Below are 24,059 nucleotides of genomic sequence, written 5' to 3' on the forward strand. Positions count from 1 at the left end.
GTTCGGATAACCGCAGCGCGGTTTTCCGCATCGTGTTTGAACCGAGATGGATTCGATTTGATCGAGGCAGGTGGAGCGACCATAATCGCTTCGCCTGCTTCGTCCGATTTCTGCCATCCAGTGAGGCCGACCCATGCCAGCGTTCATCACCTTCGGGCGGATCCTGTTCGCCGTGCTGTTCCTCTATTCGGGAGCGAGCAAGCTGTTCGGCATCCAGGCGACGGCGGATCTGCTGGCGGCCAAGGTGACGATCCCGGCCGTGGTCGCGCCCTATACGCAGCAGATCGAAACCGCCGTCGGCATGCCCCTCATGCAGCTGCTGGCGGTCACGATCGGCGGCTTCGAGATCGTCGCGGGGCTGATGATCGCGGTGAACGTGCTGGCGCGGTTCTTCGCGATTCTCCTGATCATCTTCGTGTGCTTCGCCACCTTCTACTTCCATGACTTCTGGAATCAGCCGGCGCCCGACAACCTCAGGACGCTGATCGATGCGCTGAAGAACCTGTCGTTGATCGGCGCGCTGTTCATCATCGCCGGCTACGGCCGCGGCCCGCGCCGCGACGACCCGGCCTATGGGGACGTGTAGGTCACGGCAGACCGCCGGGCGATCTACGCTGCGCTAGCTCGTCCGACGAGTTATTGCCGGCTTGTCACGCATCCATGCGCCACTGTGAGGTTCAGAAAAGTGGTCCCCACATCGGTACGCTCTCAAACCTTTCTAGCCTGATCGTTTTCCCGCCAGCCGATGACGTGTCGGTGCCAAGTCGCATGATATCCCGGTCTTTGGTATCGACGCGCAGTTCGAGTTCGCCTGGACAGTCTTTGGGCTGATCGATTTCCAGGGCGAACGGAATGGGAAGCGTCTCGCTCGTGTTGGGAACCACGAACGATTGAAAGAGCTTCTCCGGGCCCGTCGGGCCCTCCGTCGTCATTTCGACGAGGTAGAAGTACAGGAATTCCCCGACATAGGCCTTGCGGTCGCCGGGCGCTTGCACGAGTTCGCCGCGCAGGGTGGTTTTGCAGGCGCCGACTGCGCTGGTTGCGACCAGCGACGCCATCGCCACAAGAGCTACGGCCTTCGCCAGGGAGGTCATGCCGTTGTTCATCGCAAGCTGCTCGGGATCTATGCGCTTCGCCGCCACGGCGTAACGCTGACGTCCTGCGCAGCATCGATCAGCTGCGGCGCGCCGGCGTGCAGGCCGTGCGCTGACAGCACCTGCTGCGGGGTGCGGGCGGGGACGCCGGGAAAGCACGGCTCGCCGTCGGGGATGCGCACCCGTGGCGCGACCGAGAGCCAGAACGTGTCGTAGCGATCCATGAACATGCCGAACACGCCGGGGCCGCCGATGATCGCGACCATGCCCGAGGTCACGCCGGCCTCGCGGCTCGCGGTCTCGAACGGGCAGCCGGCGGGATTCCACAACAGCGCCTTCGGATTGTCGGGGTCGGGCGCGGTCGCCGCAACCTTGCTGGTCAGGATCAGGCGCCGCCGCTTCGGCGCGTTCGGCTGCTCTTCCTGGGAGTTACGACCATGCACGACGAGGTCGGCGCGGTCGAGGGCCGCGGTGAAGAACCGCTTGTCGCCCTCGATCTTGAGGTCGTCGGGCATTACGTTCCGCGCATTCGCCAGCCGGCCATCGGCGGAGACGATGACGAAGCCTTCGATACGCAGCGCCGGCACCAGGATTGTCGCCGGCGTTATTGCTGATCGACGGTGGTGACGACGCTGTTCACCGGGCGCGAGCTTACAGTCGGCAGCTTGACGTCCTTGGCGAGCTCCTGCTCGTATTGCGGCAGCACCGTCACCGGGAACTTGGCGCGCATCGCGACCACCTTGTAGCCGCCGGCCTTGAGCTGCGTCAGCAGCGTGGGTAGCGCTTCCGCGGTGTGCTTCTGGAAGTCGTGCATCAGGATGATGCCCTTGCCGAGCTTGTTCAGCTTCTTCATCACGGTGTCGATCACCTGCTGCGGCTTGCTCGCCTTGAAGTCGAAGGAGTCGAGGTCGCAGGAGAAGATCGCGATGTTGCGGTTGCCGAGATAGGTCACCATCTCCGGCGGATGCTGCAGCGCCGGGAAGCGGAAGAACGGCGAGGGTGAGGTCTCGAGCGCCCACTTGACCGCAGCGTAGCCGCGCTCGATCTCGTCCTTCTTCTGATCCTCGGTCAGCTTCTTGTTGTTCAGATTGGCGTGCGACCAGGTGTGAGCGCCGACCGTGTGGCCGGCGGCATAGACCTGCCGCAGGATTTCGGGGTGATAGGTCGCGTGCTTGCCGATCGGGAAGAAGATGCCCGTGGTGCATTCATCCGCGAGCGCCTTCAGCACTGCCGGCGTGTTGCCCGGCCACGGGCCGTCGTCGAAGGTCAGCACCACCTCATGGTCGCGAAGGAAGTCGAGCTGCTTGAAATGCTCGAAGCCGAAGCCCGGACCGCCGGTGGTATCGATCTCGACCGTGCGGCCGACGCCGAGCGCGTTCGGATTGTTGCAGGCGGCGCGCGCCGGCTGTGGCGGTTGCTTCGGCGGAACCGGGGCTGCGGTTGCGGTTGCCGGGGCCGGTGCTGCGGCGGCGGGCGCGGGAGCCGCGGCCGCTGGTGCCGCCGGTGCCGCAGTAGCGCCCTTGGGGGGCGACGTCTGCGACCAAGCTGCGCTCGACGCGAGCAACGATACGGTCCCCGCAAAAATCAGACCTGTCGCAATGCGCATGGCGTGTTCCCTGCTGCTCGCGCTCCCGGCGCCGGCATTGCCGCGACCGGGTCGCTTCGCCCCCAACCGATCGTACCCTAGTCGCAGTGGCGACGCCAAGGCAATGAACGTGGCGAGCGCGTGTCCAAAATCCTCGTCGGATCAGTTAATTCCGGGGATTATCGTCATATCTCACGCGGCCGCCGATGCCCGTGCGATCCCGGTCTTGATGCGCGTGTCGTCGGGCGCAACCGACTCAGCGAAAACGTCGGCGATGTAGCCGTCGCGGCCGATCAGGTATTTGTGAAAATTCCAGCGCGGCACGTCCTTTGGCCGAGCCTCCGCCGCCCAGCGGTAGAACGGATGCGCGCTCGCTCCGCGGACGATTGCTTTCGCCGCGATCGGGAAGGTGACGCCATATTGATGCTGCGCAGTCTCGGCGATATCGGTTGGGCCGCCGGGCTCCTGGCCGCCGAAATCATTGGAGGGGACGCCAATGATGACGAAGCCGCGATCGCGGAATTCGGTCCAGAGTTGCTGCAGGCCGGCATATTGCGGCGTGAAGCCGCAAAGCGAGGCCGTGTTCACGATCATCAGCGGACGGCCGGCATAGTCGGCAAGTCTGATATCGCCGCCGCCGAGTGCCGGAAATGAGAAGGCGTAGGCGGTGATCCGGCTTATCGCGGGCTGCTCGGCATGCAGCGGGCGGGATGCCGCGGCTGCGGCGATCGCGGTCACGATCAGGGTCCTGCGGTCCATCATGGTCTCGTCCCCGGAACAGATGTTCGTCGGGATCATAATCCGGAGGGGACGCGCAGGCTTTCAAGAAGGCGTTATTGCCGGAGGCGAGTAGCCCGGATGGAGCGAAGCGAAATCCGGGATCGATCGCCTCAACGCAGCGGCAGGATGAAGTCAGTGCCTTCGCCGGTCTCGCCCTGGTTCACACCGAGGTCGGAGACGATGATCGATCCGCCGGTGCCGAGCGCTTCGCTGATCCGCGCCATCACGTCGGCCGGAATCGAGATGCGGTCGAGCGCCTCGGCCGGACTGTTGGTCACCGGCTGCGGCCTGGCCTCGGCCACTGCTGCGGCCGCGACCTTGCGGCGATGCGAGGCACGCTCCTCGACGTCGATGCGGGCGACGTTGCGGGTCGGCAGCGTCACCACCGACCAGCGCAGCAGGTTCGTATCGGTCTTGTCGGCTTGTGCGGTGAACACATGGGTGCCGAGCGGCCGGTCGCTTGCCGCGATCGTCACCGGCACCTCGAACAGAGGTGCAAAATTCTGCCGCACGTAGAGCTTGGAATCCTTGCGGCTGATGAACACCGCAATCTGGCCGGCGCGCTTCGGCACGTCGATCCTGGCGGTGCCCGGCAGCCGCGCCGGATCCTTCTTGGCGTCGGGCCCATCAGCTGCGATCGCTGCCTCGGCGGGCTTGTCAGCGGCCTTCGATGCATCGGCCTTCGGTGCATCGATCTTGGGCGCCTCGGCAACACCAGGCTTGGCGGCGTCCGCCTTCGGCTCGTCGGCCTTGGCTTCCGCCTTCACCGGATCGCTTGCGGAGACCTCGCTCTTTGGCGTGTCGGTGCTGGCGGTGGTTTCGCCGACCGTCTTGTCATCTGTGGTCGCGTTGCTGTCGTGGCCGGCGGAATTGGTCTCGGCCGGCTTGTCGGCGGCGGCCGTCTCGGGCTTCACGGTCTCGGACTTGTCCGCTGCGATCTTCTCCGCGATGGCGTCGCGCGCCGTGGAAGAGGACGCATCGGACATTGTCACTGACGCACTCGCTGCCGGCATCGCGCTGCTGGCGTCGGCGGTGTGGGTGTTGTCGCGCAGCGACGCGGCGGCATGACCGACGCTGCTGCGCAAATCGAGACTGGACTGCTTGTCGGCGCCCTTGTCGCTCTTCACGCCGAGCGGCGCATCCATCTTCAGAATGTCGTCGGCAACCGGCTGCTGCGGCGCCACCTTCTGCGTGACCAGCAGCGGGTGCGAGAAACTTTCCGGCGAGATCGTGCCCGGCGTGACGAAGACGCGGGCGCCCATCCGCGTCCAATTGTACATCTTGACCGCGAACGACATCGGCATGCGGATGCAGCCGTGGGACGCCGGATAGCCGGGCAGCACGCCGGCGTGCATGGCGATGCCCGACCAGGTGATGCGCTGCATATACGGCATCGGCGCGCCGCTATAGATGTTGGACTGGTGGTACTTCTGCTTCTGGATGACGCTGAAGACACCCATCGGGGTCGAATGCCCCTTCATGCCCGTTGACACCGGGCTCTCGGCATAGAGGCCGTTGGCGTCGTAGAGGCTGACCCGCTGCTGGTCGATCGAGACCGAGATGATCAGGGGACCTTGCGGCTTGCTGCCGGCCTCCTTCTCGATCGCCGGATTCTTCTTGGCTGTGCTGCGCTTCGGCTTTTGCCGGTGCGGCTGTGGCAGCGGCATCGGCTCGTAGTCGCCGTAGAAGGCGGAGTCGCGGTTCCAGTAATAGAGCGCTGCATCGGCCTGCGTGGAGGCGGCGACGGTGCCGGCGGTCGTCAGAATTGCCAGCTGCCAGAACCGCTCATTCGCGAAGTCAAAAACCGAAATCCGCCGTCCACCTGCGCGCATATTCCGAATCCCAGTCCAAACTACATGTTGGTTGTCGCAGACGCACAACGCGTTCACCAGCGCAAGCGATCTAACCCTTCCGTGAGGGCGGTATTTTCGACGAAAGAGTAACAAAAAAGCCTCACAAGAGGTTAAAGCGCCGCGTTCGATCACCGAACTGTCAGCGCCTTCCTGTGCGGCGTTTGCGCACTACATAGGCGGGACCCACCCCGCGGAGACCTCAATGACATCGAGAACTGTGAGCTTGTGTGACCTGCGACGGTTGTCTCGATGGGGATGCGCGGTGCTGCTGATGTTGCTGGCTTTGGGGCAGGCGGGTCCTGCGGTCGCGGCCGACGAGCCGGACCTGATCTTCCGCCGCTCCACCGTGTTCAAATGGGTGAGCCCCAACGACAAGCTCGCGACCTATGGCGTCGACGATCCCGAGGTCGAGGGCGTCGCCTGTCACTTCACGGTGCCGGAGAGGGGCGGCTTCAAGGGCTGGCTTGGCCTTGCCGAGGAAGTCTCCGATATCTCGCTGGCTTGCCGGCAGATCGGGCCGATCCGCTTCAAGACCAAGCTCGGGCAGGGCGATGACATGTTCAGCAAGCGCCGGTCGCTGTTCTTCAAGAAGATGCAGATCGTGCGCGGCTGCGACGCCAAGCGCAATGTGCTGGTCTACATGGTCTATTCGGACCGCCTGATCGAGGGCTCGCCAAAGAACTCGACGTCGTCGGTGCCGATCATGCCGTGGGGCGCGGCCGATACTGCCGTGCAGAAGTGCGGCGAGTTCATTCAATAGCTGGAGCAGGGGCAGGGGCTTGGCCCAGGCGGCTGAGGCGGTGGGCGAGCTAGCGCTCGGTTTGCCCGAACTGCTTCGCGCTGATGCCAAGGCCCGGTTTGACCTTCGAGTCGCGGCAGCCGACGAGGCGGACCAGCTTCTGCGGCGCGCACTCATTGTCGCCCATCACGTAGGCGCCTTGCTGCGGCATCGCGGCCGTCATCTGCTGCTGGCCGGATTTGCTCGCCGCGGATTCATTGCCAACACCGATGTTGCCATTGCCCACGACTGACATCCTTCGTTGGATCGGGAGGGATTACGACAACGTGCCACCGCGAAGATGGTTGCACGGCGCCCAGACATGAGTCGACGAAACCGCCGCCCGGTTCACCGCAGCCCTTGCTGTGCTGCTTCTCCTCTCAGCAGAGGAAAGTTAACAAAGCGCGGTAGCTCGTTCAGTTTGCACGCATAATTGGCTGTCGCTCCGGCAGTGGCCGGGGGCCGGCATTGTCGCGCGAAGTTTTCAACAGCTTTTCAGTCACGCTGCTGCCGCTGAAATCATTGGTGTTTTCCGCCGAATGTTTCGTGGACCGCTGGTCGACGAAACAATTCGAGTTCCGACGAAACCATTTTCGGCTTGTTCCGCAGAACTCCGGAAACGGCAGATCGTTATCAGACCGTCACACAACGGCGCCGGACGCCGACGAGCGGAATAACGGAGACTTTCAGATGCGAACCATGAGCCTGATCCTCGCCTTCGCCTTTGTGATGGCCGGTTCGTCGATGGCAGGCTCGCCGGACAGCGGTTTGCCCGGGATTGGCACCTTCTCCTATAACGGCTCGCCGGTAGTCACCCCGGTCCCGATGGTGCTGGCGCAGGCCAACTGAGCGCGACGCAAAAAACAGAACTGCCGGTAAAGGCTCCCCATGCTGCTCCGTATCTGTTCCGCCGCGATGTTGGCATCGCTCGTCCTGATGGGGCCCTTGGCGGGCGCCGCGCAGGCCCAATCCCAGCTCCCCCTCGAATCGATGCAGATCCGCTCGCTGTACCGCGTGCCTGAACCGCGCGACGAGTTCGTGCGGCAATGCGCGCCGCATATGCTCGGCCGCTGGGCGCATCCCGAGGCCGTGTGCGGCTGCCTGCACGACCACGCCGCCGCGACCGTGGACGATCCCGACCTACGCCAGGCGCTGCTACGCGGTATCAGCGAGACCGGCGTGCCGACCATCGAGACCGATTGGGTGCCGCCGTCCAAGCAGGGCGAGATCGGGCCGACCTTCACCAAGATCGCCAAGCCGACCCTGCAATGCATGTTCGAGCCGGTCTCGAACTGAGCCGCGCCTCAAAGCAATGAGGACCGCAGCGCCTCGCGTCAGCGGGGCGTTTTACTTTTTGGCGAGGCGCGGCACGCAGCTGCTGGTCCGCACCACGCCGTTCTGGCTCAGCCTGGAGCCGACGACCTGCTTGATCTGCCCGGCCGGGCACGAGCCGTCATCGACAAGGACGCGCTGGCCGACCCGCAGATCGACGATGTCGCCCTCGCGCATGTAGGACTGCTCTGCTGCGGCGGATTGAGTCATCGCGCCAAGAGCTGCGACGCTGACCAGCGCGACGAATCCCAAGCGCAGCATCGCAGCCTCCTTCACTTGTTCTGGATCTTGAGCCCGTCGGGGCCGACATTGATCTGAAGGCCTTCGGGCTGCTTGTTCGCCTGATAAAGATTGTAGCCGAGCATGCCTGCGATCACGACCAGCGCGGCGATCACGAGATACAGGACGTTGCGATTTGGCATCCGGTATCTCCGTAAGCGGACACTGACTGAACGCGGGCGACCTTAGTCAGGTGACTGCGATTCTCCTAGAGCGCTGCGGCTTGGCGGATGGCTTGACCGATGTCTTGCGCGTCGCGCGCAGCGCGGCGAGCGTTGTCTTCGCCAATCGTTCCGCCGATGCAACGAGTTGCGGAGCCGGATGCCCGGAAAATCCCAGCACGAAGCCAGGCAATGGGCGCGCGCGATGATAGGTCTCGGCGAGCAACCAGCCGCCGACGCCGGCATTAGCCTTTGCCTGCGCGGCAATCAGCGGATCGGTCGCGGGATCGAGCCGCGCCACGAGGTGCAGGCCCTGCGAGGGCACGGGAACCGTGAGCTCGCCTTCGGATGCGCTCACAAGCGTCGACGCCAGGACGTCGCGCGCCTCGCGATAGAGTTTGCGCGATTTGCGTAAGTTGGCCGCAAAGGCGCCGGAGTTCAGCATGTCGGCGACCGCGCCTTCCATCAACGTGGCGGGAAAGCGGTCGAGCGCGGCGCGCGCCGCCGTCACCGGTCCGATCAAGGCTTCGGGCAGGGCGCAATAGCCGATCCGCAATCCGGGAAACAACGTCTTCGCAAACGTGCCCATGTAGATCACGCGGCGCAGATGATCGATGCCGGCCAGCGACAACAGCGGCGCGCCGTCGTAGCGGAACTCGCTGTCGTAGTCGTCTTCGAACACGAAGGCGCCGGCATCCCGTGCCCAGTCGAGCAGCTCGAGCCGGCGCGGCATCGACATCTGCACGCCGAGCGGAAACTGGTGCGAGGGCGTGACATAGGCAGCGCGCGCTTGCGGCGCGGACGCGCGCCCCTTGTCGATGCGCATGCCCGACATGTCGACCGGCACCGACACCGGACGATAGCCGCAATGCTCGATCGCGCGCCGCGCCGCCGGATAGCCGGGGTCTTCGCACCAGACCTGGTCGCCGGGCTTGAGGATCGCCCCGAGCACGATGCGCAGGGCATGCAGCGTGCCGGACGCCAGCATGATTTGGTCGGGGTCGCAGCGCAGCCCGCGCGCCGACAGCAGATGGTCCGATATCGCCGCGCGCAGCTCGCTGCTGCCGCGGGGATCGCCGTAATGCAGATGCTCGGACCCGAAGGCGCGCAGCCTGCGGCCGGCGAAGGCGCGGAAGCGCTGCAATGCGCGCTCGTCGATATGGGTGCAGCCGAGCGACAGCGCATTGTGCTGCGGCGGCTCGATCGCGATCCTTGCGCGGCGCGGCGCGGCGGCCTGCGCCGGAATGCGCGCCGCGACGAAAGTTCCGGAGCCCGTGGTTGCCACCGCAAAGCCGTCGGCGATCAGCCGCTCATAGGCCGTGGTGACCGCGTTGCGGCGGAAGCCGGTCTGCTTGGCGAGCGCGCGCGACGGCGGCAGCGGCTCGCCCGGCTTGACGAGGCCGCCGACGATCGCGTGGCACAGCGCCTGATAGAGCCGCTGCTGCGAGGCCGCGCCGGGGGTGACGTGCGGGCCGGCGAGATCGAGCGGCAGCTCGGCCTTGCGCGCCGCGGGCTCCCGGGAATTGGTCGGAATTTTTCGCATGGAATTGGCACTATCGCAGACCAAATGAGCCGCTACAATTCTGGACAGATTCCAGATTTCGAAAGGCTCACCGTGACCGAAGGCGCATCCGCTCCGTCCTATCCCATGTCGTCCCGCAGCCGCGTGAAGCGCCGCCACGACCGCGGCTTCTACGACCACGCCACCGTGCACAAGATCCTCGACGCCTCGATGCTGTGCCACGTCTCCTACGTGATCGACGGCCAGCCCTATTGCACGCCGACCTTCTTCTGGCGCGAGGGCACCAGGCTCTACTGGCACGGCTCGAGCGCGAGCCGGATGCTGGAGAACCAGTCCGAAGGGCAACGCGTGTGCCTGACGGTCGCCCATCTCGACAGCCTGGTGCTGGCGCGCTGCGGCTTCAACCACTCGGCCGACTATCGCGCGGTGATGGCGTTCGGGTCAGCCTATCTCGTCACCGACCCCGCAGAGAAGGAACGCGCGATCGTCGCGATGGTCGACCGTTTCTTCCCCGAGCGCACCGCGAGCCTGCGTGCCAGCAACAAGCAGGAGATCAAGGCGACCTCGTTCATCGCGATGGAGATCGAGGAGGCCTCGGCAAAAATTCGCGCCAAGGGCGTCGCCGACGATGACGAGGATTACGAGTTGCCGATCTATGCCGAGCGCATTCCGGTGCGCGCCGTGCTCGGCGCGCCCGAGCCGTGCCCGCGGCTGCTCGACGGCGTGACGCGGCCGAAGACGCTCGATGGCTATTCGGAAGGCCGGCTGCTCGAAGATGCATTGCGGGACGCCTATTTTGCGCAATACCCCGCGGAGTGAAATCGGGCTACGCTGCGGCTCCCGCCTGATCTGTTTTCCCGATGGAGCCAAAGCATGACTGCCGAGACGCAACAACGAATCCTTGCCGCTGTTGATGAGGGATTCGATGCGCAGCTTGCGACGACGCAGGCCTTTGTCGCGATCCCCTCGACCCGCGGCGCCGAGGGGCCGTGCCAGGACATGATCGGCGATCTCCTGCGCGAGCGCGGCTACGAGGTCGACGACTGGCACATCAATCTCGACGAGCTGAAGGATTTGCGCGGCTTCGGCCCGATCGAGCATGATTTCTCGAAGGCGCGCACGGTGGTCGGCACTTACCGCCCGGCCAGCAATGCCGGCAAATCGCTGATCCTGCAGGGCCACTGCGACGTGGTGCCGACCGGTCCGCTCGAGATGTGGGAGACGCCGCCGTTCTCGCCCGTCATCAAGGACGGCAGGATGTATGGCCGCGGCGCCTGCGACATGAAGTCCGGCACCATCGCCGCGCTCTATGCGCTGGATGCGATCAGGAAGGCCGGGCTGAAGCCGACAGCGCGGATTCACTTCCAGTCCGTGATCGAGGAGGAGAGCACCGGCGTCGGCGCGCTCTCGACCTTGCAGCGCGGCTATCGCGCCGATGCCTGCTTCATCCCGGAGCCGACCAACGGCACGATGATCCGCTCGCAGGTCGGCGTGATCTGGTTCCGCCTGAAGGTGCGCGGTTTCCCGGTGCATGTGTTCGAGGCCGGCGCGGGCTCGAACGCAATCATGGCGGCGTATCATCTGGTGCATGCGCTGGAGAAACTCGAGATCGCCTGGAACGAGCGCGCCAAGGCCGACCGCCACTTCAAGGACGTCAATCACCCGATCAATTTCAATCCGGGCATCATCAAGGGCGGCGACTGGGCCTCCAGCGTGCCGGCCTGGTGCGACGTCGACTGCCGCATCGCGGTCTTGCCGGGCTGGTCGATCGCCGAGTGCCAGAAGGAGATTCTTGCCTGCGTGTCGGCGGCGGCGCGCGATCATCGCTTCCTCTCCAATAATCCGCCGCAGGTCGAATGGTCGGGCTTCCTGTCGGAAGGCTACGAATTGGTGAACTCCGAGGCACCGGAAGCTGCCTTCGCCAAGGCGCACTCGGTCGTCTATGGCGGCGCGGTGGAAGACCGCGCCTTCACCGCGTTGACCGACACGCGCTTCTACGGTCTGAACCACAACATCCCGAGCCTCTGCTTCGGCGCCACCGGCGCGGCGATGCACGGCTTCAACGAATATGTCGAGCTGGAGTCGCTGCGCAAAGCGACCAAGGCGATGGCGCTGTTCATCGCGGAATGGTGCGGCGTAGAGAAGGCGTAGGTAGTCTCTCCGTGATTGCGAGGAGCGAAGCGACGAAGCAATCCATTTCTCGGCAAGCGGTGACATGGATTGCTTCGCTTCGCTCGCAATGACGATGGCGAGAGCTTAAGGGGGCTCCGGCCACAACGCCTTCACGATCGCATCGAGCCCATCCGTCAGCGCGGCAGGCCCGGGCTGCAGAATGATCGGCGACTTGATCTCGACGATGCGGTCGTTGCGCACCGCCGGGATTTCGCTCCAGCCCTCACGCTTGCGGATGCGGTCGGGCACGACCTTCTTGCCGCACCAGGACGCCAGGATCACGTCGGGCATCGCCGCGCGCACCGCGTCAGGCGTGACGATGCGATCCTTGGCCGCCTTGTGAACGCGCAAATGCGGCAGCGCGTCCTCGCCGCCGGCGATCTCGGTCAGTTCGGACACCCAGCCGATGCCGCTGATCAGCGGATCGTCCCATTCCTCGAAATAGACCTTTGGCCGCGGTGCCGGACGCGGCGTTGCCGCGATCGTCGCCAGCCGTTGTTCGAGGTTTTGCGCGAGCCGATCGGCGCGGTCGGCGGCACCGACCATTGCGCCCAGACTGCGGATCATCGCGAGGATGCCGGCGACGTCGCGCTGGTTGAAGACGTGGACGGCGACGCCGGCGCGCACGAGATCGGCGACGATGTCGGCCTGCAGATCGGAGAAGGCGAGCACCAGATCGGGGTCGAGCGCCAGGATCTTTGGCATGTCGGCGGAGATGAACGCCGACACGCGCGGCTTCTCCCGGCGGACCTGCGGTGGCCGCACCGCGTAGCCGGAGACGCCCACGATGCGGTCCTGCTCGCCGAGCAGATAGAGCGTCTCGACCGTCTCTTCGGTCAGGCAGACGATCCGGCGGGGAGGGAAGTCGCGCATGGCAGGCGGTATGCAGGCTCGGAGGCACATTGTCACTCATGTCATGACGTCATTCGCGCCATTACCTCAGACGTCATTGCCGGGCCCGCTCTGGCAATCCATCATGCCCGATATCAACCTCGAAGAAGGCCACAAAGCAGGGAGTGCCCATGACGCCGCTCGAAAAGATCCAGTCGATGAAGATGCCGTTTGCGGAACTGAAGGGCGTTACGTTCATCGAGGCCGATCAGGACCGGGTGGTCGCGAAAATGGTGGTGCGGCCGGACCTCTGCACCCTCCGCAACACGATCCATGGCGGCGCGGTAATGGCCTTTGCGGACTCGGTCGGCGCCGCCGCGACCGTGATCAACCTGCCCGGGGACGCCAAGGGCACCACGACGCTGGAGAGCAAGACCAACTTCATCGGCGGCGCCAAGGAGGGGACGACCGTGATTGCGACCGCAACACCGGTTCACCGCGGGCGACGGACCCAGGTGTGGCAGACCAGGCTGGAGACCGAAGACGGCAAGCTGGTCGCGGTGGTGACCCAGACACAGCTGGTACTATGATGGGGCGATAATGTGATTTTCCAATCACCACATGCCTTAATTGAATGAATCTCGGTACTTGAATTTTATGGTGCGTCGCACAATATAGGTATTGCTAGGGACTCGACGCCTCCTCGAGGGCTACCAAGAGGAGTTATGAAATGAACTATGATTCCATTTGTTCGACGGCCGCCAAGGGCACCGTGCGGACGTTGAGCCAGCAGGAAGAGCTTCCGCTGCTGCGCGATCACCTGCTGCGGCTGGATCGCACCAGCCGTCATGATCGTTTTCATGGCTTCATCGACGACAGTTTCATCCGCCGCTACGCCGAGCGCTGCGCCAATGACGGCACGGTCATCATCGCCTATTTCGAGGACGGCGTGGTCCGCGGCGCGGCCGAGTTGCATCCGCCGGAGCAGTCACCGGATGCCCAGCCCGAGATCGCTTTCAGCGTCGAGCGGTCGGCGCGGCGGAAGGGCGTCGGCAGCACCCTGTTCCGCAAGCTGATCGCCGAGGCGCACGCCAAGGGCTACGGCAGCCTGCGCATCACCACTGGCGCACAGAACGATGCGATGCGGGCGCTCGCTACCAAGTTCGGTGCCCAGCTGACCTTCCGTCATGGCGAGTCGACCGGCAGCATCGACCTGAGCGAGCGGCAGCAGCCCGAAGCGGCGCCGGCTGTCGCCGCGGTGACGCCGGTCGAGGCTGCGCACGCGATCGTCGAAATGAACCGCGCGTATTGGCGCATGGTGATGCAGATCTCCGGCTGGGGCCGGGCGGCCTGAATCGGCAGCGTTTCCAAGCGAAGTGGATACCGGTTCGCGTGAAGGACACGCGCCCAACAAGAATCTCGGATCAAACGAAAAAGGGCAATCCACTCAATGGATTGCCCTCTTTCTTTCAGCAATTGGATGGTGCGTCTCAGGTGCCGGTGCGCTTGTCGGTCGCAAAGCGGCGGACCACGCGGCGCTCGACTACCACGGAGCGCTGCGCGCCCTGTTCGCCGGCGATGACGCGGGTTGCCGTGCCGGTGCGGGCACTGACGCGCGCGGTCTTCTTCACCTCGGCGAGCACGTCGTCATAGGGCAGTCCCATCAGGGCCGACGCGATCTCGGCCTGGGCCTCCACGTCATCGGTGATGCCGATGGCAGCGAAGATTGCTTCTTCCAGCGTCGGCGGATCATGCCGCACGCGCCGGGTGCCATACTTGGTGTTCCAGTCTCCGCTCATCGCCGCCTCATCATTGAATCGCGGGAGATACGTAAGGTCCCCAATGTTGCATTGCAATATGAATGTGAGATGGCAATCCAGCCATGCAGCTAGAGTCTCTCAATCTTGTGAGCGTCATAAAGTTCGATGGTGGTCGCCGCGGCCGCGAGAGATTGCAGCGAGCGGACGAAATCGCGCGACGCAGGGACCGCAAAATGCGCCGCCAGCGCGGCGCGGTCGGCCCATTGCTCGAAGAACACCAGTCTAAGCGGATTCTCGCAGTCGACATGGACCGCGTGGGAGATACAGCCGGGCTCGGTGCGTGAGCGATGAACATGTTCAAGGCTCAGCCGCCGCACCTCGTCGAACGAGTCGGGGCGGGCGGTGACGCTGCCGGTGACGACGATCATGATTTCCCCCTCCAATGCGCGATGAAGCCAAGTCATCATCGCGCTTTAGGTTCTTGTTTGAGCATGATCTTTTCGGAAAACCGCTTCGCACTTTTCCGGATCATGCTCTACGGGGCGGCTTCTGCCCCGGATGCACTCGTCTGTTGCTGCGGCCAACGCTTCAGCGCGGCGCGACCGGCATCGGTCAGCACATAGATGCCGCGCTCGGCGCGATCGAACCAGCCATAGACATTATGCAGCAGGATCTTGCCGGCGTCGGGAATATCCGCGCGAAGGTCGCGCACCCGCCGCGGCCCATCCGAAAGCGCACAGGCGCAGGCCAGCGCCTGCTGCCGGTAGGCGGTCATGATCGGCGCCCGCGTCGATCCGCCCATTGCGGGATCGCCCTTGCGCTTCTGGTGCTCGGTGATCAGCCGCGAACGTTTCTTCGGATTGCGGCGGGGCGCGGCGGTCGGCGGCGGCACCAGCACCTCGACGTCGCCGCGATCGGTGACGCCGAGCATGCCGAAGCCGAGCCGCCGGCACAGATTGCGATAGCGCGCGTCGCTCTCGCGGCCCTTGCCGCGGGCCGACACCTTGGCCGCGATCCACACCTCGTCAGCGGCGCCGGCGCGATCGACCGCCTGCAGGATCAGTTCGAGATTGAAGGCGAGCTTGAGTTCGCCGATCACGACGACCGGTGGATCATCGCCGCTCAGCGCTACGAGATCGCAGCCGCCGATCTCGCCCTTCACCGTGAAGCCGAGCTTTTCCAGGAAGCGTTTGACGGGCAGATAAAGCGCGGTTTCCAACAGGCAGGCTCCTGCGGCATCGGCCGCGACTCGGTGCGCCAGCATAGCGCGGAATTGGGCCCGCCGAGGGCGGATGGAATTTGCGCAAGGCACGGCTGAACGGCTATTGTCGGAACCGGGACCAGGCGCAGCTCATGATCCGGAACGGGCTCTATCACATCACCGTCGAATTTCTCGACGGCGTCTCTGGCGGCAACCAGGGCGTCATGGTGCTGCGCGACGGACAGATGCGCGGCGGCGACTCGTTTTTCTTTGCCTACGGCAGTTACACCGCAGCCGATGGCAAGTGGAAGGGCGAGGTCACCAACGAGGAGCATTCGCCGACCTATGGCGAGCGCCCGGTGTGGGAACGCAAGGTGGTCACGATCGGATTTACCGGCACCTATACCGATCAGACCGCCGAAGGTGACGGCATGGCGCTCGCCGGCAAGCAGAGCATCCGCTTCAGGTCGAAACTGCGGCTGCTGGTTGCGGATTAAACCCGCCCGTTCACCGGCAGGAGCGCGCCGGTGACGGCGCTCGCGGCATCGCTGGCGAGGAACAAGATCACGTCGGCGAGCTCCTTCGGCGTCACCCATTTGGAGATGTCGGCCTTCGGCATCGCAGCGCGATTGGCGGCGGTGTCGATGATCGAGGGCAACACCGCGTTGACCGTGACCTTGCCCTTCAGTTCCGCAGCGAGCGACTCGGTAAGGCGGTGCACGCCGGCCTTCGAGGCGGCGTAGGGACCCATGCCGGAGGCCGCCTGCAGGGCACCGAGCGCGCCGATATTGATGATCCGTCCGGCGCCCGACTTGGTGAGATGCGGGATGGCGGCGCGCGAGGTGTTGAGCGCCGTCATCACGTTCATCGCGTACATGCGCTGCCAGGTCGCCGGATCGCCGTCGCCGACCGCCTCGAAGGTAAAGCCGCCGGCGATGTTGATCAGCCCGTCAAGCCGGCCGAAATGCGCGGCCGCCTTGTCGATCGCGGCCGTCGCCTGCGCAGTGTCGGTGAGGTCGACACCGCCCAGCTCGATATGGTCGGCCGTCGCCGCAAGCGTTGACGCGGCATGATCGATGCCGGCGACGCGCGCGCCGCGCGCCAGCGCCTCTGTGGCGACCACTTTGCCAAGCGCGCCAAGGGCGCCCGTGATGACGATGGCTTTTCCGTGCATGGCGGTCTCCGCATTCGCGAGCAAACGAATGCCCACTATGATCAGGCGGAATTCATTTGCAATGCCGCCAATTTCGCCGCCTACTGCGCGCATTCATCAATTCATTCACCTCAAGGATGTTTGCTATGCCGACACCCAGACCGTGCGAAACCCATCCCGATCTCGTCAGGTTCGGACATAAGCTGCCGCACTTCGCGGATGCGCTGCGGCATCAGCGCAAGATCAAGCTGGTGGCGCTTGGATCGTCCTCGACCGCGGGCGCCGACAACATCCTGCCGTTTCCGCCGCGGCTCGAGATGCTGCTGCGGCAACGCTTCTTCGGCCGGATGATCGACGTGATCAATCGCGGGATCGGCGGGCAGGAGGCGCCGGAGGAATATTCGCGCATCGAGTCCGACGTGACGGCTGAGGCGCCGGTGCTGGTGATCTGGCAGGTCGGCACCAACGCCGTCTACAAGGGCTACAATCCGGCCGAGGTGCGCGCGACGCTGGAGGCCGGGCTCGACGTGCTCACAGCGCTTCCGCTTGACGTCGTCGTGATGGATTCCCAGTACACGCAGGCGATCGTCGGCACTGAAGCTGCGCTCAATCTCGCCAACGTGATCATGCCGATGATCGCCGAAGTGACCGCAAGCAAGAAGGTGAATCTGTTCAGCCGCTTCGCGCTGATGAAGCGCTGGACCGATGACGGGATTCCACTCGCCGAGCTCGACGATGGCGGGCAGCTTCATACCAGCGAATGGGCGACCAATTGCGTAACCCAGTCGCTGTTCGGCGCGATCGACGACGCCTTGAAGCCGGAGGCGATCACGTAAGCCCAACGACGTCGGCCCGACTACGTAAGACTACGGGGTAGGGCCGGTTGGATAAAATTTGCAGCAGTTCTGTAAGTCGTTTGCAGAACCCTTTCCTTAGAAGCGGAACTCCAGCCAAGGTAGGGGTTATGCGAATGGGAAATCTTCCGGATCACGGTTTACCGCTGGTTCAGCTTAAGGAGCAGCGGCGCGATCTCGTGGTGGCGCTGCAAAACCGCAAGGGACCAGTGGGCAGCTGGGAATTGATGCAGATCGCCGCGATCCAGCAGGCAATCTCGGCGTTCGAGGATGTGATTGCCGACCTCGATGCGGAGCTCGAGCTCGAGGCCGCAGCGGCCTGAGCTTTTTTAGTTCAGCCGCGTTTCCTTCACGCGAACCGGTGTGCACGTCGCTCGAAAAGTCGGGCGAACTGATCAGGCCTGCAGATAGCGGCCTTCGAGCGCCTTGCGCTCGGCTTGGCCGAGCCCGAGGCCGTCGCGGAAATAACCGTCGAGGCCGCCATAGTCGGCATCGATCGCCTCGAATGCAGCCTCCAGAAACGCCGCGCGCACGGTGCCGAGCACCTGCTTGACGTCGTCAGGCAGCTCGGTGCTGTGGGCCGGGTCGCGCTTGTAGAACTGGTTGGTCAGGAGATAGTCGTCCGCGATCACCTGATCGGACACGCCGAGCGCGTGCAGGATCAGCGCACAGGCAAAGCCGGTGCGGTCCTTGCCGGCGGTGCAGTGGATCACCAGCGGCGCCCGGTCTTCCAATAGATGGGCAAACAGCGTGCGGTAACGCGCCGTGTTGTCCTGCACATAGCCCCGGTAGGAGTCCCGCATCACGTCGATCGCATCGGCTTCCGAGAGCTGACGGTTGCTGGCGATCTCGCGCAGCGAAGCCACCACGGTCGGCTCGACGGGAAGCGAATGCACGGTGACGTCGCTCATGCCGCATAGCGCCTCGGCGCGCTCGGCGACGCCGCGAAAATCGAACGCGCTTCTGACCCCGAGCGAGCGCACCACGGCGACGTCCTGCTCGGTAAGATGCGCAAGATGGTTGGAGCGGAAGATCTGGCGCCAGCGCACCGTCCGCCCGTCGCGCGTCTGGTAGCCGCCGAGGTCGCGAAAATTGCTGGCGCCGGCGAGATTGAGATGACGGGCAGGGGCTTCGGACATCGGGCGGGCCTGTTGCAGCTGATGAGGTATTGGCGCAGGAATAGCGGCGCAGACAGGTCTATAACCGGCCCGTTGGGGGGAGAATATGACTTATCGCGGGGGCGCCATTGTCATCGGCGCAATTCTTTTCGAGCTCTTTGGTTCCTCGAACGTGTCGGCGCAGTCCGCCTTCCGGAATTATCGCTGCGCTGACGGCACGCAATTCATTGCCGGGTTCTTCAACGGGGATACGCGCGCGCATCTGCAACTCGACGGCAAGGCGGTGACGCTGAAGAAGCGCCTGTCGCTGACTGGCACGCGCTACAAGGGCGGCGGGGTCACGCTCGAGATCAGCCGGGCCGGGCTTGCCAGGCTCCGGCATGCGAGGCGGCCGGCGACAGCCTGCGAGCCGGCATGAAAAAAGGGCCGAAACGCTCGCGTTCCGACCCTTGTTATTGTTCTGCTGCTGTCTGACGTTTTTGCGTCGCGCCCCTCGATCGCATCGGCATCAGTGATCGCGGCCCGGCTTGGCGTCGTCGATGGCCGCCTGATGGTACCAGCTCTCGCTGCAGGCCGAGGTCTCGACTTCAGCGGCGAGTTCGAGCGCGGTCCGCGTCTCGCCGTAGCGGCGTCCGCCAAGAGCCGCGCGGCCTCCTGCCGGGAATTGATAGATTGTTGCCGATCCCTGGATCGGTCCTTGGTTTTGGCCCGTGGTGATCATGTCAAAGTCTCCTTTGGCCGGAGCGAGCCTCCATGGTGCGCCCGACTCATTCGCGTGTGGTTACCGTGTTTTCGATATCGGCCCGGGCTCGGCGGGGTGCAAGTGAACAAGAAATAGTCATTGTTTGATCAATTCGTGGGCAGATTCGGGTTTGCTTCCTGTGAGGCAGGATGCAGCTGACCAACGCTTGAGCCGCGGCGGTGGTTGCAGGGCGCCCGACCGTTGGACACGAACTGTCACATGGCGCTGCCGCCGCAATAAGCGGCAGGCGATGCCGTAGCCGAATTTGCTGCAGAAACGGGCGGTGGAGAGCGTTGAGAGAAGATTTTGACTGACCGCGGCGCATGCCAGCCGCGCTGCTATGTCGCAGAAAAAAATGTGATCTCCGCTGTGGACATCCGCGGCCGGGCGGGCGCCGCAGTGCAGCAACTGGCATTTTAATTGCTTAGTAAGAGCCGGCCGATGGTGGCCGGGTACGCGTGCGGCGGCCGACTGGCTTTCGGTTCCTCACGGTTTTGCATCATCAACAGAGAGGTTCAATGACCAAGTACAAGCTCGAGTATATCTGGCTCGACGGATATACGCCGACGCCGAGCCTGCGCGGTAAGACGCAGATCAAGGAATTCGCGTCGTTCCCGACCCTCGAACAGCTTCCGCTGTGGGGCTTTGACGGTTCGTCCACCCAGCAGGCTGAAGGCCACAGCTCTGACTGCGTGCTGAAGCCGGTCGCCTGCTATCCCGACGCCGCGCGCGAGAACGGCGTGCTGGTGATGTGCGAAGTCATGATGCCCGACGGCAAGACGCCGCATGTCTCGAACAAGCGCGCCACCGTTCTGGATGACGAAGGCGCCTGGTTCGGCTTCGAGCAGGAATACTTCTTCTACAAGGACGGCCGTCCGCTCGGCTTTCCGGAAGAGGGTTATCCGGCGCCGCAGGGCCCGTACTACACCGGCGTCGGCTACAAGAACGTCGGCAGCGTCGCCCGCAAGATCGTCGAAGAGCATCTCAATCTCTGCCTCGCCGCCGGCATCAACCACGAAGGCATCAACGCCGAAGTGGCGAAGGGCCAGTGGGAATTCCAGATCTTCGGCAAGGGCTCCAAGACCGCCGCTGACCAGATGTGGATGGCCCGCTACCTGATGCTGCGCCTCACCGAGAGTTACGGCATCGATATCGAATTCCATTGCAAGCCGCTCGGCGACACCGACTGGAACGGCTCGGGCATGCACGCCAACTTCTCGACCAAGTACATGCGCGAAGTCGGCGGCAAGGAGTACTTCGAGAGCCTGATGAAGGCCTTCGACAAGAACCTGATGGATCACATCGCCGTCTACGGCCCGGACAACGACAAGCGCCTGACCGGCAAGCACGAGACCGCGCCCTGGAACAAGTTCAGCTACGGCGTGGCTGACCGTGGTGCCTCGATCCGCGTTCCGCACTCCTTCGTCAACAACGGCTACAAGGGCTATCTGGAAGACCGTCGCCCGAACTCGCAAGGCGACCCCTACCAGATCGCTTCGCAGATCCTGAAGACGATCTCCGAGGTTCCGACCGGCGCCAAGGCTGCGGCCTAAGCTGCTATCGGACCCGGATGGAGCCATCCGGTACCGCAAATCGGGTCCGCCAGGGCGACAGCCTTGGCGGACCTTCGCTATTTAGCGATACCCTTTGCAGGCGGCGTTCCGCCGAAACCGGTTTCGCTGCGTTATGAACCGCGCTAGATAACGGGTGCATCTTGGCTGCCGGGGATGCGGCGCTTGTTTGAGGGGTTTTACAAGGTCCGGTTCGAACTCGGCGGCGCCGTCGGCCGCGGCGTGATGTATGTCGGCGATGGCAAGATGCTGGGCGGCAATTCGGCGTTCGCCCATATCGGCACCTACGAGAAAGCCGGCGACGAGGTCGCAGTCGAGATCCAGACCGTCCGCCATAACCCCGATCCGAACTACCGCGCGATGGCCGGTACCGATGACGCCACGCTGATTGCCAAAGGCCGGCCGGACGGCGACCTCTACCGCTTCAAGGGCGAGCTGAAGGAGTTGCCCGGCGTGCCGTTCCAGTCGGTGATGACGCCGATCACCGAGGGGGACATCCCGCTCGCCGGCGGGGTCGGCGAGGGCGGCGTCATCAACGGGCTCTATTCGATCCACATCCGCGTGCTCGACGGGGTCGACGGCGGCCTCACCGGCGTGATGCTGCTGAACAACGGCCGCATCCTTGGCGGCGACGCCTTCTTCTACTATCTCGGCACCTACACTTCCGAGAAAGGCCGCTGGAAGGGCCAGATCCTCAATCAGGAGCACACTTCGGCGATGGGCGAGAACCCGATCTTTGGCGGCCATGAGGTCGGCATCGGCTTTGCCGGCACCTGCGACGCCGAGGGCGCCGTGCTGGAGGCGACCGCGCTTGCCGGCAAGCGCAGCCTGCGCCTCACGGCCGCGCTCAAGCTGATGCGGCGGGCATAGGCCATATGAGCAATTCGGTTCGTGTTCTTTCGACACTGGCGTTGAAGGGCGCGGTCGCGCGGCTTGCCGCCGCCTATCAGGCGGCGAGCGGCGTTGCGATCGACGCCGATTTTGCGCCGACGCTGGCGCTGCTCAAACGCCTGCGCGGCGGCGAGGGCGCCGACCTCGTGATCCTGACCCGCGAAGGCCTCGATGAGATGATCGGCGAGGGCCGCGTTGCGCGGGAGAGCGCAGTGGATCTTGCGCGTTCCCATGTCGGCGTCGCGGTGAAGGCGGGGGCGGCGCATCCCGACATCGCAACTGAAGCCGCGCTGCGTGCGGCGCTGCTCGGTGCGCGGGCGGTGGCCTATTCGCGGCTCGGCGCCAGCGGCATCCTGTTCGCGCAGCTGATCGCGCGTCTCGGCATTGTGGCGGCGATCAACGCGCGGGCGGTGATCATTCCGAGCGGCTTCACCGCGGAAAAGCTCGTCAGCGGCGACGCCGATCTCGCAATCCAGCAGATCAGTGAGTTGAAGCAGATCGAGGGCATCGAGGTCGTCGGGCCGATTCCGCTGGATTTGCAGACCCCGGCGGTGTTTTCCGCCGGCCGCATGGCAGCCTCGCAGCGCGCAGCGGCCGCCGATCATCTGCTGCGCTATCTGTCGTCGGCTGATGTCGCGCCAGTGCTGCGCGAGACCGGGCTCGAGCCTTGAATTTGCCCGCACCGCGACGCAACCTGCTGGTCATGTTCAAACCACTTCACGCGATTGTCTTTGCTGCGGCGCTTGCCGCGCCCGTGTCTGCCCACGCGCAATCGGCCGACCTCGTGCTGTGCGACCGGCTTGCCGCCGATCCCACCGATCCCGACAAGCCGGCCGACGTGAAGGGCGTGCCCGACATCGCGTCGGCCGACATCGCGACCGCGATCAAGTACTGCGCGGTGGCCGCAAGATCGTCGCGCCGCGCGATGTACCAGCTCGGCCGGGCCTATGCCGCCAACCGGCAGACGGCGGAAGCCGCAAGCGCTTGGCGCAAGGCCGCCGACAAGGGCTCGACCTCGGCGATGGTCGAGCTCGGCGTGCTCTACGGCAACGGCACCGGCGTTGCCAAAGACGAGGCGCAGGCCCGCAAATTGTTCGAGCGCGCGGCGCAGGCCGGCAACGCGCGCGGCGTCAGCAATCTCGCCGCGCTCGGCGGCGGCGGCGCGGCAGCTGATCCGGCACGCGCGCGCGAATTGCTCGCCAAATCCGCCGAGACCAATGCCGAAGCGCAGTACCAGCTCGGCATGATGCTGGCCGAAGGCCAGGGCGGCGCGCAGGACGATGTCGGCGCGCGGGCGCTGTTCGAGAAGGCCGCTGCGCAGAACCATCCGGGCGCGCTGGAGCGGATGGGCGCCTTCGCGCAGGCCGGTCGCGGCGGGCCGAAGGACAGCGATGCCGCGAAAGCTTATTACGAGCGGGCGGCGGCGCTCGGCGACGAGGATGCCAAGAAGGCGCTGGAGCGGGCCCGCTGTCCCTATGTCATCAAGGACAAGCGCGGCAATGCCGTGACCAATCTCTGCTTCTAACCGAACTGGAACGCTCTCCGCGGCATGTCGTTGACATGCGAAAGGCATTGGCGAGGCGTTGCGATGATCCGCAAACTAAGTTCCGGCGAGTACCGGCTCTATTCCCGCAAGGTCAATCCGAAGACCGGCAAGCGCCGCAATCTCGGCACCTTCAAGTCGCGCGCGGCGGCGGAGAAGCACGAGCGCGACGTGCAGTATTTCAAGCGCCACTAGTTCGGAGTTGCGCGACTTAAGGCACTGGGCAGGCCGCGCCGGTCTTCACCCAGGCCTCGACCAGCGCGCCGGCCTGCGCCTGCGTGCCCGGTGCCGGTGCGCGGCCGAAGCCGGGATGCCAGGCCCAGCCCACCAGCGTGTCCTTGCCGATATGCTCGACCAGCTCCTCGACCTTGCGGCCGCCATTGCGCGCGGGGTCGCGGATTTGCGCGCAAATCTCGCCGACGGTCTTGCCGGCCCATGCCATCTCGCGCGGCGCAAGGTGCCATTCCGGGTGTCCCGGCACCCGACCGGGGTCGAAATTGGCGTGCTGGTGACAGATCGAGCAGCGCATGGCGTCCTTGCCGTGGCCGTCCGCACCGCGCGTCACCGGCGGCTGATGCATGCGGCTGATGTCGCCCTGCCGCGGGCTGTCGCCGGCGGGATGGCAATTGGTGCAGCGCGGATGCGTCAACACCTTGCCGAGCTCGGTGAAGATCGCCGCCGAGCGCTGCTCGACATTCTCGATGCCGGCAAAGCTTTCCGGCGAGGCGAGGGCGTGGCTCGCGCTTTCCGACGCCGCGTAGCCTGCGCACAGGCTGGTCGCGAGCGCCGTCAGCACCGCAACGATCCGAAACCACGTTTCCGATGGCATTCTTGCGCGC

Annotated in this window: 34 protein-coding genes; 17 read left to right on the top strand and 17 right to left on the bottom strand. The window is 64.8% G+C overall.

The window, feature by feature from the left end:
* Positions 1-133 precede the first annotated feature (133 nt).
* Entirely contained in the window at positions 134-586 is a 453-nt protein-coding gene (locus tag ACVIHF_RS13145; protein ID WP_253608899.1) for a DoxX family protein, read from the top strand.
* Between the two features lie 91 nt (positions 587-677).
* Here ACVIHF_RS13145 and ACVIHF_RS13150 read toward each other — a convergent pair whose 3' ends face one another.
* From ACVIHF_RS13150 to ACVIHF_RS13170, 5 genes are all read right to left on the bottom strand, one after another.
* The gene (locus tag ACVIHF_RS13150; RefSeq protein WP_456794200.1) at positions 678-1,142 is read right to left on the bottom strand and encodes a hypothetical protein; all 465 of its coding nucleotides are present in this window, start codon (positions 1,140-1,142) and stop codon (positions 678-680) included.
* A complete protein-coding gene (locus ACVIHF_RS13155) occupies positions 1,124-1,681 on the bottom strand; it encodes a dihydrofolate reductase (protein WP_253608897.1) in 558 nt (185 codons plus the stop codon). The genes ACVIHF_RS13150 and ACVIHF_RS13155 overlap by 19 nt, the downstream gene beginning before the upstream one ends.
* Before the next feature lie 17 nt (positions 1,682-1,698).
* On the bottom strand, positions 1,699-2,700 hold the full coding sequence (locus ACVIHF_RS13160) for a polysaccharide deacetylase family protein (protein WP_253608896.1): 1,002 nt from the start codon (positions 2,698-2,700) through the stop codon (positions 1,699-1,701).
* A gap of 171 nt (positions 2,701-2,871) precedes the next feature.
* Positions 2,872-3,441 (bottom strand): glutathione peroxidase, encoded by a 570-nt coding sequence (locus ACVIHF_RS13165; RefSeq protein WP_253608895.1) that lies wholly within the window; start codon positions 3,439-3,441, stop codon positions 2,872-2,874.
* A gap of 128 nt (positions 3,442-3,569) precedes the next feature.
* Entirely contained in the window at positions 3,570-5,291 is a 1,722-nt protein-coding gene (locus tag ACVIHF_RS13170; protein ID WP_253608894.1) for a L,D-transpeptidase family protein, read from the bottom strand.
* A 223-nt stretch (positions 5,292-5,514) separates the two neighbouring features.
* Here ACVIHF_RS13170 and ACVIHF_RS13175 point away from each other — a divergent pair, with 223 nt between their 5' ends.
* The gene (locus ACVIHF_RS13175) at positions 5,515-6,072 is read left to right on the top strand and encodes a CreA family protein (RefSeq protein ID WP_253608893.1); all 558 of its coding nucleotides are present in this window, start codon (positions 5,515-5,517) and stop codon (positions 6,070-6,072) included.
* 49 nt (positions 6,073-6,121) lie between these two features.
* Here ACVIHF_RS13175 and ACVIHF_RS13180 read toward each other — a convergent pair whose 3' ends face one another.
* Entirely contained in the window at positions 6,122-6,346 is a 225-nt protein-coding gene (locus ACVIHF_RS13180) for a hypothetical protein (protein WP_076832039.1), read from the bottom strand.
* Between the two features lie 212 nt (positions 6,347-6,558).
* On the opposite strand from ACVIHF_RS13180, the gene ACVIHF_RS13185 reads away from it, so the two are divergent.
* Positions 6,559-6,939, top strand: a complete 381-nt coding sequence (locus ACVIHF_RS13185; RefSeq protein ID WP_253608892.1) for a hypothetical protein — start codon at positions 6,559-6,561, stop codon at positions 6,937-6,939.
* A 39-nt stretch (positions 6,940-6,978) separates the two neighbouring features.
* Positions 6,979-7,386, top strand: a complete 408-nt coding sequence (locus tag ACVIHF_RS13190) for a hypothetical protein (protein ID WP_057019915.1) — start codon at positions 6,979-6,981, stop codon at positions 7,384-7,386.
* Between the two features lie 51 nt (positions 7,387-7,437).
* Here the strand turns inward: ACVIHF_RS13190 and ACVIHF_RS13195 are convergent, their stop codons facing one another.
* From ACVIHF_RS13195 to pdxR, 3 genes are read right to left on the bottom strand one after another with little or no spacing between them, the layout of a single operon-like run.
* Positions 7,438-7,683, bottom strand: a complete 246-nt coding sequence (locus ACVIHF_RS13195) for a DUF6719 family protein (RefSeq protein WP_210262764.1) — start codon at positions 7,681-7,683, stop codon at positions 7,438-7,440.
* An 11-nt stretch (positions 7,684-7,694) separates the two neighbouring features.
* Entirely contained in the window at positions 7,695-7,844 is a 150-nt protein-coding gene (locus ACVIHF_RS13200) for a hypothetical protein (protein WP_167350431.1), read from the bottom strand.
* Between the two features lie 46 nt (positions 7,845-7,890).
* Complete coding sequence (gene pdxR, locus ACVIHF_RS13205) at positions 7,891-9,405, bottom strand: MocR-like pyridoxine biosynthesis transcription factor PdxR (RefSeq protein WP_253608891.1); 1,515 nt, start codon at positions 9,403-9,405, stop codon at positions 7,891-7,893.
* Between the two features lie 105 nt (positions 9,406-9,510).
* Between pdxR and ACVIHF_RS13210 the strand changes: the two genes are divergently transcribed.
* Together ACVIHF_RS13210 and ACVIHF_RS13215 are read left to right on the top strand one after the other, a co-directional pair.
* Complete coding sequence (locus ACVIHF_RS13210) at positions 9,511-10,203, top strand: pyridoxamine 5'-phosphate oxidase family protein (RefSeq protein WP_375167144.1); 693 nt, start codon at positions 9,511-9,513, stop codon at positions 10,201-10,203.
* Positions 10,204-10,257: 54 nt separating this feature from the next.
* Complete coding sequence (locus tag ACVIHF_RS13215; protein WP_456780641.1) at positions 10,258-11,535, top strand: ArgE/DapE family deacylase; 1,278 nt, start codon at positions 10,258-10,260, stop codon at positions 11,533-11,535.
* A 105-nt stretch (positions 11,536-11,640) separates the two neighbouring features.
* Here ACVIHF_RS13215 and ACVIHF_RS13220 read toward each other — a convergent pair whose 3' ends face one another.
* Positions 11,641-12,429 (bottom strand): cobalamin-binding protein, encoded by a 789-nt coding sequence (locus ACVIHF_RS13220; protein WP_253608889.1) that lies wholly within the window; start codon positions 12,427-12,429, stop codon positions 11,641-11,643.
* Between the two features lie 149 nt (positions 12,430-12,578).
* Between ACVIHF_RS13220 and ACVIHF_RS13225 the strand changes: the two genes are divergently transcribed.
* Together ACVIHF_RS13225 and ACVIHF_RS13230 are read left to right on the top strand one after the other, a co-directional pair.
* Positions 12,579-12,977 carry a PaaI family thioesterase gene (locus ACVIHF_RS13225; RefSeq protein ID WP_253608888.1) on the top strand — a complete coding sequence of 133 codons (399 nt, stop codon included), beginning with the start codon at positions 12,579-12,581 and terminating at the stop codon, positions 12,975-12,977.
* Between the two features lie 140 nt (positions 12,978-13,117).
* Complete coding sequence (locus ACVIHF_RS13230) at positions 13,118-13,741, top strand: GNAT family N-acetyltransferase (RefSeq protein ID WP_253608887.1); 624 nt, start codon at positions 13,118-13,120, stop codon at positions 13,739-13,741.
* A gap of 136 nt (positions 13,742-13,877) precedes the next feature.
* Here ACVIHF_RS13230 and ACVIHF_RS13235 read toward each other — a convergent pair whose 3' ends face one another.
* The 3 genes from ACVIHF_RS13235 to ACVIHF_RS13245 form a co-directional block, all read right to left on the bottom strand.
* Positions 13,878-14,186, bottom strand: coding sequence for a hypothetical protein (locus tag ACVIHF_RS13235; protein ID WP_016843036.1), 309 nt, complete (start codon positions 14,184-14,186; stop codon positions 13,878-13,880).
* A gap of 89 nt (positions 14,187-14,275) precedes the next feature.
* A complete protein-coding gene (locus ACVIHF_RS13240) occupies positions 14,276-14,575 on the bottom strand; it encodes a putative quinol monooxygenase (RefSeq protein WP_024581535.1) in 300 nt (99 codons plus the stop codon).
* Between the two features lie 107 nt (positions 14,576-14,682).
* On the bottom strand, positions 14,683-15,366 hold the full coding sequence (locus ACVIHF_RS13245) for a DUF2161 domain-containing phosphodiesterase (RefSeq protein ID WP_253608885.1): 684 nt from the start codon (positions 15,364-15,366) through the stop codon (positions 14,683-14,685).
* 134 nt (positions 15,367-15,500) lie between these two features.
* Here ACVIHF_RS13245 and ACVIHF_RS13250 point away from each other — a divergent pair, with 134 nt between their 5' ends.
* Positions 15,501-15,845, top strand: a complete 345-nt coding sequence (locus tag ACVIHF_RS13250; RefSeq protein WP_035634127.1) for a GrlR family regulatory protein — start codon at positions 15,501-15,503, stop codon at positions 15,843-15,845.
* Here the strand turns inward: ACVIHF_RS13250 and fabG are convergent.
* Positions 15,842-16,522, bottom strand: coding sequence for a 3-oxoacyl-ACP reductase FabG (gene fabG / locus ACVIHF_RS13255; RefSeq protein ID WP_028332327.1), 681 nt, complete (start codon positions 16,520-16,522; stop codon positions 15,842-15,844). The genes ACVIHF_RS13250 and fabG overlap by 4 nt on opposite strands.
* Positions 16,523-16,647: 125 nt before the next feature.
* On the opposite strand from fabG, the gene ACVIHF_RS13260 reads away from it, so the two are divergent.
* Positions 16,648-17,337, top strand: a complete 690-nt coding sequence (locus ACVIHF_RS13260; RefSeq protein WP_253608883.1) for an SGNH/GDSL hydrolase family protein — start codon at positions 16,648-16,650, stop codon at positions 17,335-17,337.
* Between the two features lie 134 nt (positions 17,338-17,471).
* Positions 17,472-17,678: a hypothetical protein gene (locus tag ACVIHF_RS13265; protein ID WP_035634033.1), complete on the top strand. Its 207-nt coding sequence runs from the start codon at positions 17,472-17,474 to the stop codon at positions 17,676-17,678.
* Positions 17,679-17,750: 72 nt separating this feature from the next.
* Here the strand turns inward: ACVIHF_RS13265 and ACVIHF_RS13270 are convergent, their stop codons facing one another.
* Positions 17,751-18,494: a tyrosine-protein phosphatase gene (locus ACVIHF_RS13270; RefSeq protein ID WP_253608882.1), complete on the bottom strand. Its 744-nt coding sequence runs from the start codon at positions 18,492-18,494 to the stop codon at positions 17,751-17,753.
* Positions 18,495-18,579: 85 nt separating this feature from the next.
* Between ACVIHF_RS13270 and ACVIHF_RS13275 the strand changes: the two genes are divergently transcribed.
* Positions 18,580-18,891: an MliC family protein gene (locus ACVIHF_RS13275; protein WP_253608881.1), complete on the top strand. Its 312-nt coding sequence runs from the start codon at positions 18,580-18,582 to the stop codon at positions 18,889-18,891.
* Between the two features lie 90 nt (positions 18,892-18,981).
* Here the strand turns inward: ACVIHF_RS13275 and ACVIHF_RS13280 are convergent, their stop codons facing one another.
* Positions 18,982-19,194 (bottom strand): DUF2735 domain-containing protein, encoded by a 213-nt coding sequence (locus tag ACVIHF_RS13280; protein ID WP_051002896.1) that lies wholly within the window; start codon positions 19,192-19,194, stop codon positions 18,982-18,984.
* Between the two features lie 539 nt (positions 19,195-19,733).
* On the opposite strand from ACVIHF_RS13280, the gene ACVIHF_RS13285 reads away from it, so the two are divergent.
* The 5 genes from ACVIHF_RS13285 (at position 19,734) to ACVIHF_RS13305 (ending at position 23,415) form a co-directional block, all read left to right on the top strand.
* Entirely contained in the window at positions 19,734-20,768 is a 1,035-nt protein-coding gene (locus ACVIHF_RS13285; protein WP_024581543.1) for a glutamine synthetase beta-grasp domain-containing protein, read from the top strand.
* 183 nt (positions 20,769-20,951) lie between these two features.
* Positions 20,952-21,656, top strand: coding sequence for a hypothetical protein (locus ACVIHF_RS13290; RefSeq protein ID WP_057020062.1), 705 nt, complete (start codon positions 20,952-20,954; stop codon positions 21,654-21,656).
* Between the two features lie 5 nt (positions 21,657-21,661).
* Positions 21,662-22,348, top strand: a complete 687-nt coding sequence (locus tag ACVIHF_RS13295) for a substrate-binding domain-containing protein (RefSeq protein WP_225163023.1) — start codon at positions 21,662-21,664, stop codon at positions 22,346-22,348.
* A gap of 32 nt (positions 22,349-22,380) precedes the next feature.
* Complete coding sequence (locus ACVIHF_RS13300) at positions 22,381-23,202, top strand: tetratricopeptide repeat protein (protein WP_253608880.1); 822 nt, start codon at positions 22,381-22,383, stop codon at positions 23,200-23,202.
* A 63-nt stretch (positions 23,203-23,265) separates the two neighbouring features.
* Positions 23,266-23,415: a hypothetical protein gene (locus ACVIHF_RS13305; RefSeq protein WP_092086355.1), complete on the top strand. Its 150-nt coding sequence runs from the start codon at positions 23,266-23,268 to the stop codon at positions 23,413-23,415.
* A 16-nt stretch (positions 23,416-23,431) separates the two neighbouring features.
* Here ACVIHF_RS13305 and ACVIHF_RS13310 read toward each other — a convergent pair whose 3' ends face one another.
* Complete coding sequence (locus ACVIHF_RS13310; protein WP_253608879.1) at positions 23,432-24,049, bottom strand: Isoquinoline 1-oxidoreductase subunit; 618 nt, start codon at positions 24,047-24,049, stop codon at positions 23,432-23,434.
* Positions 24,050-24,059: the final 10 nt, after the last annotated feature.

It is taken from the genome of Bradyrhizobium sp. USDA 4506, from assembly GCF_054058795.1.